The 20539-nt window shown below is 47.6% G+C and carries 15 protein-coding genes; 10 read left to right on the top strand and 5 right to left on the bottom strand.

The features are described from left to right. Window positions 1-166: 166 nt before the first annotated feature. Entirely contained in the window at window positions 167-1372 is a 1206-nt protein-coding gene (gene stpA / locus EV12_RS04400; RefSeq protein ID WP_036912486.1) for a glucosylglycerol 3-phosphatase, read from the bottom strand. A 325-nt stretch (window positions 1373-1697) separates the two neighbouring features. On the opposite strand from stpA, the gene EV12_RS04405 reads away from it, so the two are divergent. Further along, window positions 1698-3209 carry a hypothetical protein gene (locus tag EV12_RS04405; protein ID WP_036912489.1) on the top strand — a complete coding sequence of 504 codons (1512 nt, stop codon included), beginning with the start codon at window positions 1698-1700 and terminating at the stop codon, window positions 3207-3209. Window positions 3210-3332: 123 nt separating this feature from the next. Here EV12_RS04405 and EV12_RS04410 read toward each other — a convergent pair whose 3' ends face one another. Then, complete coding sequence (locus tag EV12_RS04410; protein WP_036912491.1) at window positions 3333-6089, bottom strand: AAA family ATPase; 2757 nt, start codon at window positions 6087-6089, stop codon at window positions 3333-3335. Window positions 6090-6096: 7 nt separating this feature from the next. Beyond that, entirely contained in the window at window positions 6097-7314 is a 1218-nt protein-coding gene (locus EV12_RS04415; RefSeq protein WP_036912494.1) for a metallophosphoesterase family protein, read from the bottom strand. Between the two features lie 217 nt (window positions 7315-7531). Here EV12_RS04415 and EV12_RS04420 point away from each other — a divergent pair, with 217 nt between their 5' ends. The 6 genes from EV12_RS04420 (at window position 7532) to EV12_RS04450 (ending at window position 13097) form a co-directional block, all read left to right on the top strand. Further along, the gene (locus EV12_RS04420) at window positions 7532-7738 is read left to right on the top strand and encodes a helix-turn-helix domain-containing protein (RefSeq protein ID WP_036912497.1); all 207 of its coding nucleotides are present in this window, start codon (window positions 7532-7534) and stop codon (window positions 7736-7738) included. Between the two features lie 901 nt (window positions 7739-8639). Continuing rightward, a complete protein-coding gene (locus EV12_RS04430) occupies window positions 8640-9755 on the top strand; it encodes a phosphotransferase enzyme family protein (protein ID WP_036912502.1) in 1116 nt (371 codons plus the stop codon). A 20-nt stretch (window positions 9756-9775) separates the two neighbouring features. After that, entirely contained in the window at window positions 9776-10324 is a 549-nt protein-coding gene (locus EV12_RS04435) for a DOMON-like domain-containing protein (RefSeq protein WP_241466572.1), read from the top strand. A 416-nt stretch (window positions 10325-10740) separates the two neighbouring features. Continuing rightward, window positions 10741-10878, top strand: a complete 138-nt coding sequence (locus EV12_RS14030) for a hypothetical protein (RefSeq protein WP_193742142.1) — start codon at window positions 10741-10743, stop codon at window positions 10876-10878. Window positions 10879-11070: 192 nt separating this feature from the next. Beyond that, window positions 11071-12117, top strand: a complete 1047-nt coding sequence (locus tag EV12_RS04445) for an SDR family NAD(P)-dependent oxidoreductase (RefSeq protein WP_052039554.1) — start codon at window positions 11071-11073, stop codon at window positions 12115-12117. Between the two features lie 164 nt (window positions 12118-12281). Then, window positions 12282-13097, top strand: a complete 816-nt coding sequence (locus EV12_RS04450; protein WP_036912510.1) for a CDP-alcohol phosphatidyltransferase family protein — start codon at window positions 12282-12284, stop codon at window positions 13095-13097. 303 nt (window positions 13098-13400) lie between these two features. On the opposite strand, the gene EV12_RS04455 is transcribed toward EV12_RS04450, so the two are convergent. After that, a complete protein-coding gene (locus tag EV12_RS04455) occupies window positions 13401-14468 on the bottom strand; it encodes a lytic transglycosylase domain-containing protein (protein WP_036912512.1) in 1068 nt (355 codons plus the stop codon). Window positions 14469-14484: 16 nt separating this feature from the next. Between EV12_RS04455 and EV12_RS04460 the strand changes: the two genes are divergently transcribed. Genes EV12_RS04460 through EV12_RS04470 form a run of 3 tightly spaced genes read left to right on the top strand, consistent with a single transcriptional unit; the run spans window position 14485 to window position 17460 of the window. Next, the gene (locus EV12_RS04460) at window positions 14485-15180 is read left to right on the top strand and encodes a hypothetical protein (RefSeq protein WP_036912514.1); all 696 of its coding nucleotides are present in this window, start codon (window positions 14485-14487) and stop codon (window positions 15178-15180) included. Window positions 15181-15223: 43 nt separating this feature from the next. Next, the gene (locus EV12_RS04465; RefSeq protein WP_036912517.1) at window positions 15224-16552 is read left to right on the top strand and encodes an O-acetylhomoserine aminocarboxypropyltransferase/cysteine synthase family protein; all 1329 of its coding nucleotides are present in this window, start codon (window positions 15224-15226) and stop codon (window positions 16550-16552) included. 14 nt (window positions 16553-16566) lie between these two features. Further along, a complete protein-coding gene (locus tag EV12_RS04470; RefSeq protein ID WP_036912519.1) occupies window positions 16567-17460 on the top strand; it encodes a homoserine O-succinyltransferase in 894 nt (297 codons plus the stop codon). Window positions 17461-18862: 1402 nt separating this feature from the next. Here EV12_RS04470 and EV12_RS04475 read toward each other — a convergent pair. Continuing rightward, window positions 18863-20539: glycoside hydrolase family 18 protein (locus EV12_RS04475; RefSeq protein ID WP_036912540.1), on the bottom strand; the 1677-nt coding region annotated here is incomplete at its 5' end.

Below are 20539 nucleotides of genomic sequence, written 5' to 3' on the forward strand. Positions count from 1 at the left end.
CAAGACATGGAGCTGGCTAAATTGTTGTTCGATATACTGAATCTAGAAGAACAATCAATCAAGGCAAAGGAACTCTAGTACTTATATCTAATCTCACCCTTGAGACCCAATAGGCTCGAAAGAATGACCTCCTCTTAGCCCTCCCAAAGATTACAGATTACAGCTGTCAACGAGCTGAACGACGTTCAGCAAGTGACCTAAACCAAGCCACGTATGTGCTGGGGCCGCTAGGAACCAGTACATCAAAATGCAGGGGATCCTCAGGATCACTAATTCCTTGCAGGTGTTCATCTCTAAGGCTGGGTCGGTATACTTCACCGCCACTACTATCCACAAGAACCACTCGATTGGGACGGTTATAAATCGTACCTAAATCCTGTAACAAGGTAAGAAAACCGCGGTCGCTTCCGCCACGTAACCATCCGGTTCCATCAGGAGATGGATTGGATGTAACCGTATCACCCACACCCATCAAAAGTGGCATCTGATCAACAGGAATACGCTTGCGGCAGAGATCCAACAATCCCTGATGAGTCTTAGGCGCTGAACGCACATCAAAGTCTTTGCCTAGAGGAGCTTTGCCTTTGTGTTTAGCGATATGCTTGTTAATCAAAACTAATAGTCCGGCTTCCTTCACAGCACCTTGGAGCATGAACTGGATATCAGTGGTGCCTACATCACCAGGGGCAGCAGGCTTGAGTCTCTCCAGTTGTCCATCACAACCCATATTGGGAGCAATATGCAGAAAAAACGAATTAGGAAAGCCAGCACTTATGGCACTATTAATCAATTCATTCATCAACTCCTGCAGCATAATTTGCAGGGATTGCTGAATGCCGACATCGTCAGGAGTCAGGCTAAACAAGCCATTCAAGAGAATTGTGGGCGATAGCTCTGTATCAAGAACTGACATCTTTGCGAGGATTTGGATCTCCTCAGAGGTGCGCTGGGGTAGCAATGCATGGAGACGCTGTTCAAGCAAGGTCTGCATTCGGCTAGGCAGTGCAGCAAGAAAGGCAATTTCTGCATCACTAATACCGGGATGACTGATCTCGCCATAACAATTCTGGAGTTGCACACCGCCTGCGGCTAATCCCGGTAAGTAGAGGCCCTGCTTAGCCGGCAGCTGGGGATCACCCAAAGCTCTCTCGACTACACAATTGACTCCACGATGTCCGCCATGCTCTCCATTGGTAAGCACAGAGAAAGACCCCTCAAGCCTTTTGGCTGCCCATACGTAGGAAGGATCCAAAACTCTCGTCAGAGGATCCTTGACAAGGGGGATACAAACGCCGTCAAGATCCTGAACGATCAAGAGGTCTTCAGTACTGACCATCTCAGACAAAAGCTGATCGAGGTCGATGTGGCCCATGTTTCGTTGATATGGCCGGGTCTACACACCTTCCCACGTTGGGGACGATGGGCCAAGTCACTGACATGGAAACGCTTTGGCTAGCGGCTAGTAACTAGTGAGCAACGATCATTGATGCGAGGACAAAGTTCAGCTGTTTGTTGAGCAGATCCTGATTGAACTAAAGGCCACAAAAGCTGTCCGGTCTGAAGAGAAGGTGCTCGAATTATCATAGAGATTAAACGTTTTAATATGCTGATATGCAAATTTCCATTTTCCTGAGATCAGCCGCATCCGTAGGGTTAAAGAAGACAACAACAAATCTGCATAGAAGCAAGGAGGAGTGATGAACAACAGTTTTTTCACCAAGTCCCTAAATCCGGAGTTGATTCAAAACAGAATTAGAGCACTGGAAAATGGCAATGTAGGGTTCTACAGCGTGGGGCTTTATCCTGCCTCACTGGCATACAACTGTGCGATGCAAACAGCTGGTGTCAGCTTATTGCTTGCCCCGCGTCCAGAACGGGAATTGCTGGGAGCCTTTCCAGAGGGTTCATTGGATGGAATGGATGAGGCCCATATTGCATCGGTTGTAAAGATGGGCACACATATAAAAGCTGGGGTTCGTGTCACAAACACACTGGCTGATCTAATTGAACGCTGTGAACTCGTCGTCCTCAGTGCGAACAGCAACCATGTGGAGCTAGACCTCGAGGAAGCATGTCGACTACGTAAGGAGATGAAACGAGAACAGGTTGTTCTAGCTTGTCTAGCCGGTTCCTTCTCTCATAACCAGATCAATAATGAATCGTATGTCCTATGTGAAAAACAACCAAATCTAGCTTTCTTCTCAGGATTTCACCGCCATGGAGCATTGCGAAATCCGTTTGATAGCTTCACGGCAAACTTCTGCCATCCAAATGCACTGACAGCAATGCTTGGAGCTCGAATGCTGGATCGATTATCACCCAACATACAGGTTTCATCAGGTGTTCACAATATTGAAGGGCAATATATCAAAGCAGCAAAAAATATGGCATCAATATTTGCAGGGTTTGGTTATACATACCACCATGATAATCCAGGCGTACTTCCAACTCTACTGACCTTACTTTTAGATCAGTGTCTTGATCAAGCTGCCACAGTGTCGATGTGTAGAAATGATCGTCAGGGGCTCTACAATCAACAACCATTTTCATTAACGGAGCTTGGTTACGGAGTGCAGCGCATTGAAGCCGCATTGGCTCGAGATGGGGAGATGGAAAAGGTGCGAGATCACACCTTTGCACAACTTACTGCCATGGTTGCAGATGTTAGGGGCAGCATGATGCTTCCGGTTTGTGGCAAACCTACGCGTAACTTTCAAGCTGGGCAAATACTCGCTAAAAAGATGAAAGAAGAACAGCGCTGCCCCCATCAAATGGAAGAATTTGAAGAATGGTGTGAGTCGGATGGGCTACAAAAGGGAGGGTTAGAAGGCTTAAAGTCTCTACGTTATTGGCCACAAATTGTTCGTAATTACTCTATCCCTCTGCATGATTCATCAATGGTGAATCTTTTATACATGTCTATCTATGGAAATCAATCTACCAAAGGAGTTGCTTATTCTGTGATGACAGAGAGTCGTGAACTCACTAATTACTGCCAGGAATCTGTCAGGCCAACCCATAGCCGCAGATATGCCGAAGCTCTGCAGAATCTTGACAACCAAGAGGCTATAGACCTCATCGTTAATGCAGTGATTGCCGACAATGGACGACGTGCAATACGGGATGATTCATTCCTTAATGATACGGAGTCAGTAGACAAGATACCTGCTTATCTCAAGGCGATGAATGTAATCGAGTCAAGCCTATAAATAGGATTCACCAGCAGATCACCAGTAATTTCAACACATCTGCTGAATTGAAAGCCAATATCCCTTGATTTGAATCATGAGCAAGCTGGCTGATCTGGTTATCAGATCATAAGTCTGAGTCAATTAAGGACTTGGCAAGTAAATAGTCTTATCGGCAATTGTTTCGTAAGGGGTAGGGTCGCAACTGAGCACAATTACCTGAAGGCCACGCTTTACCGCCTGGGTCATCATCCTGAGCACTGTCTCGATGCGATCTGGATCAGTATTGGTAAAAGCATCATCAAACAGAATTGGCAAACAGTCGCCATGTCCTCCTTTGAGGGCATCTGCGATCGAAAGACGAAGAGCCCCATTGAGCTGTTCCTTCATGCCACCACTTAAATCTCGAAACTGTACGTTTTGACCATCACGTCGAAGGCCTAATTCTCGAAATCCATCATGAGGGTCGAAATTAAGGTGACAACGATCGTTTTCGTTACCAAGCAGGGGCTGTAAGTAAGAACAAATTGCCTGGCTAAGTGGAGTCGTATATCGATTCGATAGTTCGACTTGAGCTTGTTGAAATGATTTCAAGAGCCTTTGCTGTGCATGAGCAAGCATCAATTGTTCACGCTCTTCCAGCTTGGCCTGATTGAAGTTGACGCGGGCTTCCTCAAGAGCAGCATAAGGATCAAGGCTTCCAAGCCCTTCACAGCGTTCACGCAGAGCTCCTCGTTGTCCGCTAAGCACCTGTAAATGTTCCTGCAAACGTTTTTCTTCGGCATCCAGCTCTGAAAGAGCTGACTTGATGGCTTGTAGAGTTTGGGTTCCGAGTTGTTGTTCCAAATCAGAAACTTTCTGTCCCAAGTGAGTCAGTGACTGATTAAGTTTCAGTAGTTTTTCCTCAATGTCTGGTTCAGGACCATGTTCAGTCAAAAGAGATTTCCTATGTTCTTTTCGTTCAATTTGTTTTGCACTTAGCACCTCAAGTGAAAGTGTAAGCTTCTGCAAGTTCTTGTCTTGCTCATACTCTTCTCGATGCAGCTGCTGAAGTTGTAACTTGACGACCTTAATTGACTCACTAATGGTTCTGTAATTCTGGCGATATCGCTTAAGCTCAACGCGGATTGTCTCGAGATCAAGAGGTTGATTCAAGATTCCATCATTAGAGAATGAACTGTCATCTAACTTGGAAGGTTCTAATTCTGAGGTCATCTCTTGCTCAAGTTCATGCTGACGAGTTTCAAGTTGTTTTTTTTGCAGAGATAGGCTTATATTTCCATCATGTCTATCTTGACTTCCATTGAGTTGTTCGTTAACAAGATTCAATTGCTGACTCAACTGATTTCTGTGATTAATCTTTTGTTCGGCTTCCTCTAAAGAGTTCACTTGCCATGCCTTCAGGGTATCCGTGTACTTCAGAAGATGCCTCTGATGGTCTCGTTTTAGATCCTCAATACCCGTACCTTGACCAGGATTAATATGAAAGCGAACTCCATCACCAACATTCACGGTGAAGCTTGATGTAAGGCGTTTCGTCTCACCCTCCTTCAAAGGAAAGCCATCGACAAGTACAGGTTGATCAGCAAGTTCTAGATTCAACTGAGATGCCATCGTTTCAATGCGAATAGCACATCCTTTGACTTGGTCATAACAATCACGAAGCCGCTGCAAGTTAGCCACACCAAGATCAGGCAGTGCGTCGAGTTGAATTTGCAGTGTTTGGGATTGGTTGCGCAAGCGTTGTTGCTCGTTGTGCTGTCGTTGGAGGGATTCGCGTTGAAGCTTGAGCTGTGTGAGTTCTTCTAACCGTCTCATATTCAGACCCCTTAATTCCCAGTCCGATCGTTGTTGCTCCAGATCACCGAGCTCTTGCTGTGTGGTCTCAATCTGCTTTTGGGTCTCACTAAGACTGTGCTTAAGCAGAGTCTGCTGCTCACTCCCCTCCTCAAGATTCTTCTGGCAGAGGAAAAATTCTTTGTTGATTTGATGATTGGCATCAAGGACGCTTTGCAGTTGTTTCTTTCGCAGTTGAAGAGGTTCGAGCTGCTGTCGATAAAGGAGCAGAGCAGCTTCGTCCTGACGGGTCTGCTCCTGTTGCGTTTGCAACTCGAAACGTCGCTTCTTGAGGGCGGGTTTGCGGTCTGACATGAGCAAATCAAGCTCATGCTCAAGTTGATCCAACTCTGCACTGGTGGCTTCAAAGCTGTCCCGTTGCAGTTCAGCAGTCTTAAGAACATCTTCCGCGCTCTCTCGTTGTTGCTGACATTGCCAAAGAAGTGAATTACGACGAACCCCTCGACTAGTGAAAGTGGCTTCCACAAGAGTCTCCAACTCCGTACTCACCTTTTGATCAAGAGGTGATTGCAAAGACACTTCTGCCCGTTGCTCCAATTGCTGCATCAACCCATTGAGGTCGTAATGCTGCGGTCCTTGATCTAAAAGATTCTGGCCAGCTAGCCCCTGTAACACCCAGAGATGAGCCCATCGACTCGGAAGGACTCGCGCTGCCTGACGACTACCAACGATCTCATCAACTCCGAGAAGTTTTGCTAGAAGCTCTTCTGCTGCAGAACCGCTGAGTGGTACTTCTTGCCCGGTTCCATCAAGCCGTACGCTGCCACTCTGTCCACTAAAGCGTTTGCTCAACGACCAGATCGCACCTTTTGCTTCAAAAGAAAGTTCAATGAGGGGGTGGCCTGGGAAAAGATTAGAGCGCAACGCTTCTACTAGCGAGCCGCTAGCTGTGGCCTTGAGAAATAAGCCTCGATGCATCGCCTCCACAAGTGAGCTTTTACCGCTTTCATTGGCTCCTGAAATCAACGTCAATCCGGGCGAAAAGTCGACCTCCAAAAGTCGATGACGGCGAACATTTTCAAGATGGCAGTGCAGTAAGCGCATAGTGCGATCAGTGATTCAAGGATGATTCGCTGCAAAGTCGATATAATTCACAAAGAGCCAACTCGATCAGCTCGGCTTCGCTCTGCTGTTCAGTTGTAAGAGATTTGATAGGTTCAAGTTTTTCAAGTTCTTCCTGTAGTTGTAAGGCAATAGAACTAATCAAATGATCTTCACGGCGATCAGTCATGGCCCGAAGTTCTTCCTGCCCTGGACGTCGATGGCAGATTCCTTTAATGCGTACATGCAGCAATTGCGTCCTTAGCACCTCGATTAAGGCATCAAAGCGTTGATACTCACGAAGGCTCAGTTGTCCATTAATTTCAAGCCTCAATAGATCACGGCCTACTCGACTTCCAATGCGCTGCTGGAGAGTCCGCTCGAGTCGATCAAGATCGCTTGTGGTTCTGAGCTGTACCCGAAGATTGTGCCAGTGCAACCCAGCCGTTGATACAGACTTGGGGATAGGACATGTCCCTCCTCTATCAATATCAAACACTAAAACCTGCCCACGCTGGTCCTGGTCCCCCTGATCAAAGCGATCCGGTTCAGGGGTTCCGCAATACCAAGCACGATCTCCTACTTGTTTGAGATTGTGCCAGTCGCCAAGAGCAACGTAATCAACTTGCCCATGTTGGATCATGTCAAGATCAATGCGGTTGATCCTGTCCGACTGACCAGCGCTGTCTTGGTTGTAATCAGTACTCTCGAATCCGTGCACAGCTCCATGTGCAAGAACAATTCGAGGACAATCTTCAGCTATATCCTGCCAGTCCAGCTGACTTATCCAGGCTGAGGGGTCTTCGCTATCGCGCTGACGCAGCAGAGGGCAAGGCAAAACAAGAGCATGCTCAATCAAAACCGGCTCCGGTTTAAGAAGCAGCTGCATCAAGGGTGCTCGTTCCTTCAACTGCCTTTGAACATCCTGGCGCTGCCAAACCCCTCCAGCTCCACCATGGTCATGATTGCCCGGAATCACCAGGACTGGACGATTCATAGAGCCAATCACCTCCAGGACCTCCATCACCACAGCTGATGGGACGGTGCTGGAATCGAACAGATCGCCTGCCACCAGAACGGCATCGACGTTGTGCTCTTCGGCAACAGCAGCGATCCGTGAAACAGACAAGATCCGCTGCTGTTGCAGGCGAAAGCGCTTCTGAGGATCTGTGATATTCCTAAAGGGCTTACCGATTTGCCAGTCAGCGGTGTGAAGAAATCGGGGCAAAGCTGCAACACTCTTCGGTTCCCCATGGTGCCGTGACTCTTCTATTTCCGAAGCCCCCTCAGGGGAGTTCAAATTGGCAAAGGGTCCCTATATGTGTGTCAAGCACTGACCTGAAAGGTCTTCTGAGCTGGGGCCAGTCAGACTTGGTCATAATTCCCCGCAGAACTAGTCAGATTTAAAGCAGTTCAACTGCGCAGCATGGTTCTGCCCACCCTTAGTGTTCGAAGTGAAATCATTAACGCCTCGAGAACGCTTTGTCCTCCGTCTGGTTTGTGACGGGTTTACCAACCGCGAGATTGGTCACCAGATGTTCATCGCAGAAACAACTGCTCGAGGGCATGTCAACTCGATCCTTCGCAAATTAGATGTCCGCAATCGTGCGGCGGCAGCTGCTGAGGGTATCCGGCGTCAATGGGTTGCCTGATCAAGTCTTATGTTCAAGAGCCTTTGTTGAAATCTTCACTGCGTTCAGCTTCTATCAAGCGGATTGATTCTAAAGCCCAGAAGTGATCTACAGATGGAAGGGCGCGCAAGCAAGGCCTGTAGATCACCACAGTCCTAGGTCGCATAAGTTCCATAGAAGACAGCAAAGTGCTTCTGATGTTGTCCCAGCTGCGCGGCTATTTTCCTTGTCAGATTAGTTGGGAAGAAAATAACAACTCTTTCGAAACATTCACAATAGAGGCCACTGCTGATGAATGGAGCTGCCATATTCGGGATTTTTATCTTGCGCGTGCAATGAGAGTCATACCTATAGAGAAGGATTACAACATTAAGTTGGTGAAACTATTGCTGAAAAAGAGATGCAACGATATGTAGATTAAAAGCTGCTCTATATGATTGCCCAACAAACTTAACAAGACCCTGTAACATAGGAGCCATAGATTCTCAATGCCTTAATCCACAGGGGTAACAAAGCTCGATTAACTATAGATTACTTATAAATCGATGACCTGAAAGCCAATCTCTATGATCATTCCCAACCACAGATTCGAGCCTATCGACTAAATAAATTCGCTACAGTGGGCATCAACCTCTGGATCTCGAACAAGGCATGCACCTCCAGCTCAAGAACAAAAGCATCATTCCAAGCATGATGAACTGAGGAACCAGGCCCTAACTTAAAAATTCAATCCGTACAGAACTAGCCTGATTTCAGCTGCAAGTCATCGACTCTGTAAGTCAAAGAGAGAGCTTAGGGGATCCACCGCCTGCATTTCTGCACACTCATCACTGGCAAAAGCCTCTAGGGACATCATCGTTGCCAATAAAGACACAACTAAACAGTCTTGGCCAAAGCCCCACTACTTTCCAGTAAAATTCTTATGAGTATTGCTGGAAAGTTTTGTTCTCAGGAAAATATATCAAAAATTGATGTATTAGGGTCTGGGAACGTCAATGATACTTTTTTAGTGGCCTTAAGTGGGCCTGAACCTCAGCGCTTCGTGCTTCAACGTCTCAACACCCATGTATTTGATCGACCTGATCTAGTGATGAAAAACATGCTCAACCTTGTTGAACATGTGGAAAGAAGATTAGCCTCAAATCCATCAGAGCTAACCGGCAGGAGATGGGAGATCCCAAGAGTTCTACCAGTCCGTGGCTTAGATGAACATTGGATTGAACAAGATGGACAGTTCTGGCGTTCCATCACCTACATCAACTCCGCTAAAACTGTTGAGGTGCTACACGACGATGAACACGCTAAAGAGATTGGATATGCACTTGGCATGTTTCATTACCTCATCAGTGATCTCCCCAACGATGGATTAGCAGACACGCTTGAGAATTTTCACGTTACTCCTGCATACTTACAACAGTTCGACATCGCCCAAACCATTGGATGCAGTGGTAGCGTTCCAACATTGAAGCGAGACTCACGCCTTAGCTCGGCGATGCATTTCATAGAGAAACGTCGCGCTGGCGTCGATGTACTAGAAGCCGCACTTTGTCGTGGTGAACTAAAGAAACGTCCCATTCATGGTGATCCCAAGATCAACAATGTCATGATCGACAACCTCACAAGACAGGCGGTGGGCTTGATTGACCTTGATACCGTCAAGCCTGGCCTTGTTCACTATGACATTGGTGATTGCCTTCGTTCCTGTTGTAATCCGGCAGGAGAGGAAGCTATCGATATCAGCCAGGTTCAATTTGATCTCTCTGTATGTGAAGCAATCCTTGATGGATACCTCTCTGTAGCAAGAGGCTTCTTGAGTGAAAGGGATTATCACTACATCCCCGAGTGCATCAAATTGATCCCATTTGAACTTGGTTTGCGCTTCCTTACTGATCACCTCAATGGCAACATCTACTTCAAAACGAACCATCCGAACCAAAATCTTGATCGAGCGGAGGTGCAGTTCCGCCTCACGGAAAGTATTGAAGCTCAGTGGACCTCTATTGTTGGCTTGGTCGAGCGCCTGAGGAGCCAAAGCTAAAGATGGCTCGCCATGCTGTCATGACACGCCAAGTATGCACTCTGGTTCCCTATGAACCAAGGCAGAAAGCAAATTTGCTTGTCAGTGCCGAATTTGTATGGCATGAGGAAGGGATTCTTGAGCTCAGTTATGGGCTTCGCAGTCGAGGAAAAGCTGGGCTCAACGATGTTCAAATGCCATCCACTGCAGTTTCACCACAGAGATGTGATGAGCTTTGGTCTAACACGTGCTTCGAGGCATTCCTGGCTCACCCTGAGCAAGAGAACTACTGGGAACTCAATGTTGCGCCTAGTGGCGATTGGAATCTTTACTCCCTGGAGAACTACCGTAATGGGCTGCAACCAGAGCTCGGCGTACTACTCCCAGCCATCAGCATCCATGGTGGACCAAAAGATTTTCGCTGTGATGTACTTCTCAATTTACGTCCCTGGTGGCCAGGTGTTTCCTGCCCAGAGTTCTCTCTCGCTGCGGTCATGAAACATACCGATGCAAGTTATAGCTATTGGGCCATTCGCCATACAGGCCAAGGTCCAGACTTTCATGACCGCCGCAGTTTCATTAAACCCTAAATCGTGCACTCATCCTGGGGACAAAGCAGCCACTCAGAAGCAAAAGCATGCTATTGCTCTGGCTTAGGCAGATTTAGCGCTCGCAAAACATTATTGAAACATTGAAGTTTCATGCCTAATAGATTCCGAAAGAACCAAGCAGCCTTCGGTTTCTTGATCATCATCACTGTAGCCATCATGATTACAGCACTCAATATGAGTAAAAAGCAGCTTTTAATTCGAGAGGCATCTTTAGTCAATCAATGTCTGCGAATGGCTGATCTCAGCGCTTGCACGTCCATCGATATGGAACGAATCCATCCCAATACGCGTGAATTGATATGGCGGATGATCAAGAAACTGCAGATGAGCTGGTCGTGAGATAGAAAGAAAAGGTTCGCTTCGATACAAAATAAATGCCATCTGCTGTAATCACCATGTTCAATAACATCGTTATTATTCAGCTTGCAGCAATCCTTGCTGCTTGCTCATATGACAAAGATGAGGCAATTATCAAATGGGGCGGACTACTGGTTGCTGCCGTGACTTTGGTTGTCGGCTTGGTGCAGGGCTAAGCACTAGATCAAAAACAAGGGTTAGCTACTAGGCGGGACGCGTACCCCAACTTTTTTCTTGCCTGAGAAAGGAATTGTGCTTGGAGTAGACGCAAAGGATGGTGCGACGAATTCAATTCAGCTGGTAGCAGCGTTGAAGGTCATCCCCTAAAGCATGGCCAAGCCAACAATATTCTGAATAGGGTGCAAACCATGAGCCCCACCCCCTTGTCACCAGTTCACTGCCGTCGAATCTTGCTCACAGGAGCAAGTTCTGGGATCGGCTATCAGGCTGCAGTTCGAATGCATCGTGCAGGGCATCACCTAATCCTCCCTTGTAGAGATCGTTCTACTGCCACGGCAACGCTTAAAAAGCTCTCAGAAGAGACGATTCAACATCAGGAAGAGAGAGGCACCCTCTCAGCCCCAGTCTTGGACTTAGCTGATTTGGCAAGCGTCAAACATTGTGCTGATGAGCTATTGAGCATCGGCGAGCCAATCGATACCTTGATCCTCAATGCAGGCCTTCAATACACTGGTGCAGCAAAAGCGCAGCTCTCATCTCAGGGCTACGAACTCACCATCGCGGTCAATCATCTTGGTCATCAGGCCTTGAGCATCCACCTATTACCGCTGTTAGATACAGGGACGAGCCCACGTGTGGTGGTAACAGCTTCTGAGGTGCATGACTCCAATTCTCCTGGCGGACGCTTTGGCAAGCCTGCTGGCTTAGGTGATTTGACGGGTCTCAAAACCGGAGCTGGCTTTGAGATGATTGATGGCAGTTCAAGCTTTAATGCAGACAAGGCCTACAAAGACAGCAAGCTTTGCAATGTACTGTTCGCTCGTGAATTCGCAAGACGACTGAGTTTGCGTTCCATACAGATGCCGGTGCTGGCCTGGGCACCAGGGCTAGTGATACCTCGCAGCTCAGGAGGCTTCTTTCGCTACAGTCGTCACTACAATGAATTGGGACAGCGACTCTTTTCACTAGTGGTGCGAGATTTGTTGCGCATTAGCGAATCAGTAGAGAATGCTGGGTCTTTACTGTCGAGACTTGCTACAGATCCATCCTTAAACACAACTCCATTCAGCTATCGAAGCAATCGGCTTGACGGTCCAGGGCAGCACCGTTTTGAAGAAGCAAATATAAGCAAGGAAGCACAGGACAACAATCTGGCCAAGTCGCTGTGGGAAGTGAGCGCTGAGCTGATAGGACTACCTACTGAGCTACCACCTGCCTCGGCATCACAATGCTAAGCTTTGTTCAAGAGGACCTAATTAAGTGTATATATAGGCCCTGAATTAACAAAAAGCAGAAGCTACAACATGCAGCATGTACCTCAAATTCACAGTCAAAGATTGACAAGTCTTGCTCGTAAAATTATTGCGATTTCTACTAAGTCAACAATAACAATACTATAATGCCAAAACTTCCCCCTGAACATAAGTTTTGGGACCTGTCAGATTATGCGCGTCCAGGGGCAACATGGCTGGTAAAGCTACTGCTACCTACATCTATAGGCGCTATCACATTGACATGGCTATTTACCGCAGTAGGCCTAGTTAGTGTACTGCTAATTTTCAATCGTTATGCTCTTACACTTGCAGGCTCACTACTGATATTAAAAAGCTTGCTTGATGCTGCAGATGGTGAAATGGCTCGTGCAAGAAATCGACCATCACATACTGGTAGATACTTGGACTCAATAAATGATTTAATTCTGAATGGGCTTGTGTTGTTTGCGATTGGCATCCCGTTGATGGTACCTGTTTGGAAAATTGCGTTAACCTGGATCTCATTTCAACTGCAAGGGACCATATTTAATTATTTTTATGTGATTAAAAGGCATCAGGCATCCGGGGATAAAACAAGTCGTATATCGGAAGTTGCATCTCCAATTCCTTACCCTCAAGAGAATCCAAGAGTGTTGTTTATCCTTCATAAGCTATATCTAATTTTCTACGGCTGGCAGGACTGGATTATTGGCACAATGTTCAAGGGCAATCAAATAACTAACTCAAGATCTCGCCCAATCCCAAACTGGATTATGAGCTTAATCTCAATCTTTGGCTTGGGATTCCAGCTACTGATTATAGCGATACTTCTCTGCACCAATAGTTTAGAGCTAACCTTTCCTATCTTTTTGATCGTCTACAATATCATCGCGGCACTAGTTGTATTTAGTGTTTTAATATTAGGGTCAAAAAATTTACCAAAAACGCCAGCAAGACTCTAGCTTCTGCCTTATAGTCAATCTTCATTGAAGCAGAAGTCTTAACTACAATCCACTAGTTCCAGATCAACCCAATATCCTTTGTATCAACGAGCAAGTATCCTAAAATGATCGATCTACAGAATTCAAGAACTGCCGGCAAAAGATATCTCATTATCAACAAGTGATTAAACCAAATAACTTTAGATCGCTAGCATTTATAGCTATGCTCCATGCACGGGGATTAAGAGCGATTGACTATTTATGGCCTAATTCATACTGTGTGAGCCATTAATCATCCTGACCATTCTAAATTGATCAAAGTGGTCATATTGGTCTACTTGCTGGAAACTTCCTTAAAAAGGTAGACACAGGAATTGGCTTGTTTTGATTATAACCAACAGGCAGCCATAAATCCCCAGCATCAATGTCAAAGTGAATTTCCCAATGATAAAGACCAGTGAATGTGCGTGGATCTTCCTTCAATAAGGCTGTGTATTCGAGCACGGCCCTTCCGTAATGGTCGCTATTGTTATATCCCCACAACCCTTTACGGATATCTTGCAGCCCGCCGCGGCGTACTAGATAACGAGCGGCTGCCTGAATCGCGTCGTGGGGGTCACGGATGTCGCCTTCTCCAATACCATTCTCTTGCCAAGTTGTTGGCAAGAACTGCATCGGTCCTTGCGCATTCGCTACAGAGACACCATCGATGCGGCCCATTCCTGTTTCAACAAGGTTCACCGCCGCCAAAACTTCCCAATCGATACCCGTTGAACTTTCTGCTTTGCGGTAATAGCTCAATAAGTTCTCTGCAGGCTCGGGCGGAATGATTCTCCAGGCCGGCATTAAGCGAGGACTAAAGGATCTCCTGTGCATAGCAAGAAACTCACGCCTTGCTGCTAAATGGCGTTCAGCCACATGACGCCAACGGCTCGGCAAGTGAACCAGCACCTTGTTAGAAGTGGGTACATCCTTAGACAACTCTCGGTAGATGAGCTGTTGTTGATGGCCAAGGCTTGGTAGATCTTCTTCAGGTGTTGATGGTTGAAGCAGCGCTTCTTCTACCTCTTGAAGAAGAGCCGCAAGCTTGATCGGATCATCTGGAACGATGGGGTAATGACGCCCATCAGCCATACGTGGCCGATCGGCATCGCTTGGCAGAATCGGACTTTTTGATGCGGATTGGCTTTCCGCCACAAAAACATTCGTGGTACTTAGTGACTTAAAAGCCAAGCTACCCATGAGGCTTAGAACCCCAGCGCTGAAAAGCATTAGAGCGAGGTGGCGTTTCCCCATGACAACCAACTCAAAGGCAAAGATGACGCTACCGGAACTAACCAACAAAGGCTCGATGGCACTGATCAGCCCGCCGCCGCTTACGCTGCCGTCCATTACATGAAACCCTCGCGTGGCCAAGGAATCCACTCACCGAGCTGATGAGCTCAAAGAACTTGGCTGGTCCAGCGAGGACGTAGCCCGCTATGCGGAACTATGGGACTACCGACAGCGTTGGGGTGCAATGAACTTGGAGCGGGAGGACCGCCAGTTCCTAAGAAAGGCTGAAGCCGCTCTGCCAGTAATCGTCACCGGCAAGGCTGCAGCCAAAAAAGCCACTGAGGACAAGTCTTACTACCGCAGGCTCCGCTTCTACCTCCAGGCCATGGATGAAGCAGAGACAGCTCTCGCACTTGAAGAGAACGCTCGTGGCGCATGGCCGATTCTGCTGGAAGAGGAGTTGCGGGCTCTCGACTATTACGAACCTGTTCTCGGTCTGCCAGACACCCTCAAGGCGAAGAAGTTCGATGCTGTACGTGAATCGATTGCTAGCCGTGCATCAAAGCTTGCCGCTGATCAGGGCCTTGTGGTGAGTTTTGATTTCCAGGCTCCCCTCAACGCTCTCAAAGCGCAAGAACCGACAAAGTGGCGCCAATTAAGAGAAGAAGACACTGCCGCTGATCAGACCTATCCCATCCTCAATGCCTCTGTGGTCGAGGGATTCCGCCAGGAAGTGAGAGCCGAATTGGTTCCCTTGATTCGCGAAACACTGCCATCCTTAGCAAAGACAGATAAAGCTGATCTGCCTAACGACTGGAACCGCGCCTGAAACTAAGTTGCTAGAAAGAAGGGACGTTCTTGGTTACGTGTAGTTGACTTCACATCACTTCGAAACCCTCCAGCTGCATGCCGGCCAGGTACCAGATCCTGTCACGAACTCAAGGGCTGTACCCATTTATCAAACCAGTTCGTATGTCTTTAATGACGCTGAACATGGTGCCAACCTGTTTGGGCTTAAAGAATTCGGCAACATTTACACCCGTCTGATGAACCCCACGACGGATGTTTTTGAAAAGCGTGTTGCGGCTCTTGAGGGAGGGATTGCAGCTGTAGCAACAGCTTCCGGACAATCAGCCCAGTTCCTGGCAATTACAAACTGCATGCAGGCTGGAGACAATCTAGTCTCTACATCCTTCTTGTATGGAGGTACATACAATCAATTCAAGGTGCAGTTTCCACGCCTTGGCATTGATGTGAAGTTTGCTGATGGTGATGATGTTGACAGCTTCGCCACACAAATCGATGCCAACACCAAAGCAATTTATGTGGAATCGATGGGGAACCCTCGCTTCAATATCCCTGACTTTAAAGGCCTTTCAGGCTTAGCAAAAGACAAGGGTATCCCCTTAATTGTTGACAACACCCTTGGAGCAGCTGGTGCTTTGCTTCGGCCCATAGAGCATGGCGCTGATGTGGTGGTAGAAAGTGCCACCAAATGGATTGGAGGCCATGGCACCAGCCTTGGTGGAGTGCTTGTGGATGCTGGCACCTTTAACTGGGGCAATGGCAAGTTCCCACTGATGAGTGAGCCAAGCGCGGCATATCACGGCCTGGTGCACTGGGATGCTTTCGGCTTCGGCAGTGATATCTGCTCCATGCTCGGCGTGCCAAGCGATCGCAATGTGGCCTTTGCACTGCGAGCTCGAATTGAGGGTCTGCGCGACTGGGGAGCAGCTCTGAGCCCATTCAATTCATTCCTACTTTTGCAAGGGCTCGAAACACTGAGTTTGCGAGTGGAACGCCATGCATCCAATGCCATGGCTCTTGCTACATGGCTGCAGGATCATCCCAAGGTTGCCAGTGTCAACTATCCCGGCCTGAAAAATGACCCATATCACGCACAAGCCAAAACTTACCTGACGAATCGAGGCATGGGATGCATGCTGATGTTCTCCCTTAAAGGAGGCTTTGATGATGCCGTGAGCTTCATCAATGGTCTTGAATTAGCTAGCCATCTCGCCAATGTTGGTGATGCCAAGACATTGGTGATTCATCCTGCATCGACCACCCATCAACAACTTTCTGGTCAAGAGCAGGAATCTGCAGGAGTCACTCCCACAATGGTTAGGGTATCTGTTGGCCTTGAACACATTGAAGATATCAAGGCTGATTTTGAACAGGCCCTAGCGGCCATCAGCTGAGACTGGAGGCATCGATGGCGCTGATCCTGCCACGCAGTTATCACAAAATCGCCGCGGTGGAGAAGAACCGGATCTCATGGATAGAGCCGGAACTTGCAGAACGTCAGGACATCCGGCCATTAAGAATCGGGATTCTGAACATCATGCCCCTGGGCAAGCAGTATGAATTCAATCTGCTGCATCCCCTAGGGCTTTCACCTCTACAGATCGAACCGATCTGGATAAGGCTACGTAGCCATAGCTATAAAACATGGGACCTTGCGCATCTCGATAATCTCTATGTGAGCTGGGAGGAAGCGATGGAGCCTAATCCTCTTGATGGTTTGATCATCACTGGAGCACCAGTTGAGCATCTTCCATTTGAGGAAGTAAACTACTGGCCAGAGCTCGTCAAAATGATCGAAGAGGCACGGCGAAACTGTGCAAGCACGCTCGGCTTGTGCTGGGCTGGTTTTGCCATGGCCTATCTCGAAGGTGTCGATAAAAAATCATTTACTAAAAAGTTATTCGGGGTATTCCCAATGCGCAGCTTGGTCCCCGGTCATGCCCTGATGGGCACTCAAGACGATCGCTTTGTGTGTCCGCAGAGTCGCCATGCGGAGTTACCTGATGGCGCAATGGAAGCAGCACAGCGACAGGGACGTCTACGTTTACTGGCCCATGGTGAAAAGGTTGGCTACACGATCTTTGAGACCACCGATCAACGCCAACTGGTGCATCTTGGCCATCCGGAGTACAACGCAGGCCGCCTCTTAACCGAGATGGAGCGTGATCAAGCGAGAGGTGATGTTCAGCCCCCTGAAAACTTTAATCCAGACAACCCTTTAACTCTATGGCGATCACATCGCAATCTACTGTTTCAGCACTGGCTCTGGTTCTGCTATCAAAGAGTAAGCTTGCGTGACTGAAATGCTGTCAGAATGACTAGGTATAGCAAAAAAAATAACCCAAAAAGCCAGGAAGCCTCTATCAATATAAACTCGAAAGCACCATAGATATAGTGTCATTCTCATTCATTGCTCAATTTTTTATGACATGTAAATGCCGCAAAGGTCAAATGAATCGCGGGGCACTCAAGATACATGTCAGACATTGAAGATTGTATTTAACTATAAAGCTAGAATATGCTGAAAAAGCAATGAAATAAAGCCATTCACCAAGAGTATCTCAATGATCAAAAAAAGATTTACGACTTGCCTGATCTCTTCAGTATTGATTGATCCTGGCCCAGTCATGTCAGAGGCTATCGATAAGCAAAAGGGCCTGACTGAATCAAGCAGAGAGGGTGATGCTGGAACAGTTGGTTCTACACTTCATTAGGCCTGTCCATCGGCTTAACAAGCAATATCTCTCTTGAGCACCAACAACTCGGCTCCTTGGATATCAGACGAATCTTATCAGATCAACAAAACAATAGGTCCAAGTATTGCCATAGGTTATCTCTTCCAAGCTGCATCGCGCCTCGTAGGCGAATATTTAGGCCTTTACCCAACAGCTACAAACAAATTCAAAATATCAGGAAGAAAAAAAATTGGAACAATGCAGACCAAGTCGCAACTAATTTAATGCAACTCAATATAGTCAAGGATATTATAACAGGTTCTAAGTTTACTCCTTAGATAGGTGGAGGATTAGGATTTGCCTTTAGTCAATACAATGTGATGAATGGTTTTACAAAGGATCAGCATCCGGAACAGCATTTGCTGGCCAAGACAAGGCTGGGATTTCCTATGAGATTTCCAAGGATACAAGTTTTTACTTGGGTTACCGCATTGCATGGATTAATGGAGGCAATACTATCGATGCATGGAGTGACAAACCTAAAACTGAGAACCATTTACAACAGAGCGTAGATGCCGGCATTCGCATACGACTCTAGTGATTCCTTCGGAAGTCGTCTACCGTAAAAAATCAATCATACCTATTGCTATAAAGCCTAATCAATCAGACTCATAATCTTCTTATTGAAAAAGACAACCAAAATCACCATCGGCCATTGATATGATTACGTAGAGTTAGGACAACAGCTGATTCTCTACAAAAGGAATCCCATCAGTGTTTGCTATTGCTAATCATTCATCTGAATAGATACGAGAAAACTAGAGATTTGATGACGTACCAACCTCATCAATAAAACCCGCATGATCATGGAAAGTCAGAATTGTATTGATATCTCCAAGGCGCTGATCAATAGATCATCGCCTTACTTGCTTAAAAGGCAGTTCATCATTCAGACGATCGTGAAACTCTCCTGGCTCTATTAACAGATGTAAAAAGACAGTTCATCAATAGAGCCATTCAAATCGGCAATCAGGCAAGAGTGGTGAAGTCGCTGATGTTGAACTGCCCATCACCACCGAACACAACATCAAAACCAGGGCTGCGTGCAATGACCTGATCAGGAGAGGCCCCACCACGAAGAAGATCGGACGCAGCACCAATCAAGCTCTGCTCACCAGAACTATCGCTGGATAATGCCCAGAACATCATTCCACCCAGCTCAGCGGCATCGACGTAAGCAGCCTTGCCGGCAATTGTGCTTGGTGTCTCGATCGAACTCCAGATCTGCTCCTGGTCGTTGTAGAGATAAGCAGCCTTGGCATCGTCGTCCCAGGCAAGGTCATAGGAGCCATTATTGATGCCGGTAACAAGATCCTTCTGGTCATAATTGCCAGCCTCATAAGAACCGGGAGCAGAGTTTGCAGAGCCCAGCTCGCCATAACCCAGCTTTTCACCACTCTCGACGCCACCCCATGCCCTCGTGTATGTCGGTGCTCCCAATACCACCTTCTCGGGGGCAATTCCAGCATTTCTGAACTGCTGAATGGCAGTCACAACGTCATAACCACCAGCATCAGCCGTCATCGCAGCCTGGTGTCCTGTAACAGACTCCCAGCCGCCATGGAAGTCATAGGTCATGACATTATAAAAATCGACGTAAGCATCAATTGCCGGCAGATTGAGATTAGCCAGCTTCTCTTGACCTCCCGCGGTAGCAATTGAGATCTCGTAGTCCTCGCCGGTGCGAGTCTCGAGGAGATCCATCTTCTGACGCAAAACCTTCAGCGTCGCCGCGAAGTTGGCGCCGTCCTGATCACTGGAAGCATTACCGCTAAGACCACCACCACCTGGATACTCCCAGTCAAAATCGACGGTATTGAAGAAGTCGTAAGTCTCGAGGGTTGTAATGACGTTGTCAGTAAACCGTTCACGGCCGGCCACATCATCGAGGGCAAGGCTGAACTCGTCTGACAAGGTCCAACCACCAAGGGCAAGGCCAAGACTAATGTCAGGGTTCAGCTGCTTCAAAAGGGCAAACTGACGCAGGTTGCCTGCAAGCTCATCGTTGACGTCCCAGCCCACGGGTACACCACTCACGCTCACGCCTCCATTCCCATTGGTACGGGTCGTAAAATCAGAACCATCCGTATAGCTGGAGCGACGTGAATCGTCCAGGGCGGCCCACTCGTCGGCACTAAAGGTACGGCTAACTTGCTCCTCGGCGCTGTAACGCTTGTCGATGGCAGCCCAAGAATCAAAAAGGTTGACATCTCCATTTGCCTTAACATCGAAAAAGGAGTAGTTGATGTGGGTCAAGTCTTCGACATTGATGTCTTGCACCAAAAAGTCTCGGGAGTAGATACCCCATTCTTCGAAATAGCCCACTATCCGCTTAGACCCATCTGCGATGGCCGTAGAAGACACCTCCAACAGATGCGCGTCGTCGTTGGTCCCTGGCTCAGGCTCAAAATCTGTGGTCGGCTCGCCACTAGACGTCTCAGACTCCAGAGGCTGCATAGGATCCGCCTCAACAGTGATACCGCCTGATGGCATCTGTGTCTGACCGTCTGCAAAGAACAGTTCGCTGTTCAAACTGCCACTATTTGGCAGACCCACGCTCTGCGCGTTGAAACTCACCTCAATACTCTGGCCAATTGCGATGCTCTGGTTCCAGGACGCAGGTGTCAATGTGATCCGGTTGGTACC

Origin of the sequence: Prochlorococcus sp. MIT 0701, from assembly GCF_000760295.1 — a bacterium.
Classification (GTDB): Bacteria; Cyanobacteriota; Cyanobacteriia; order PCC-6307; family Cyanobiaceae; genus Prochlorococcus.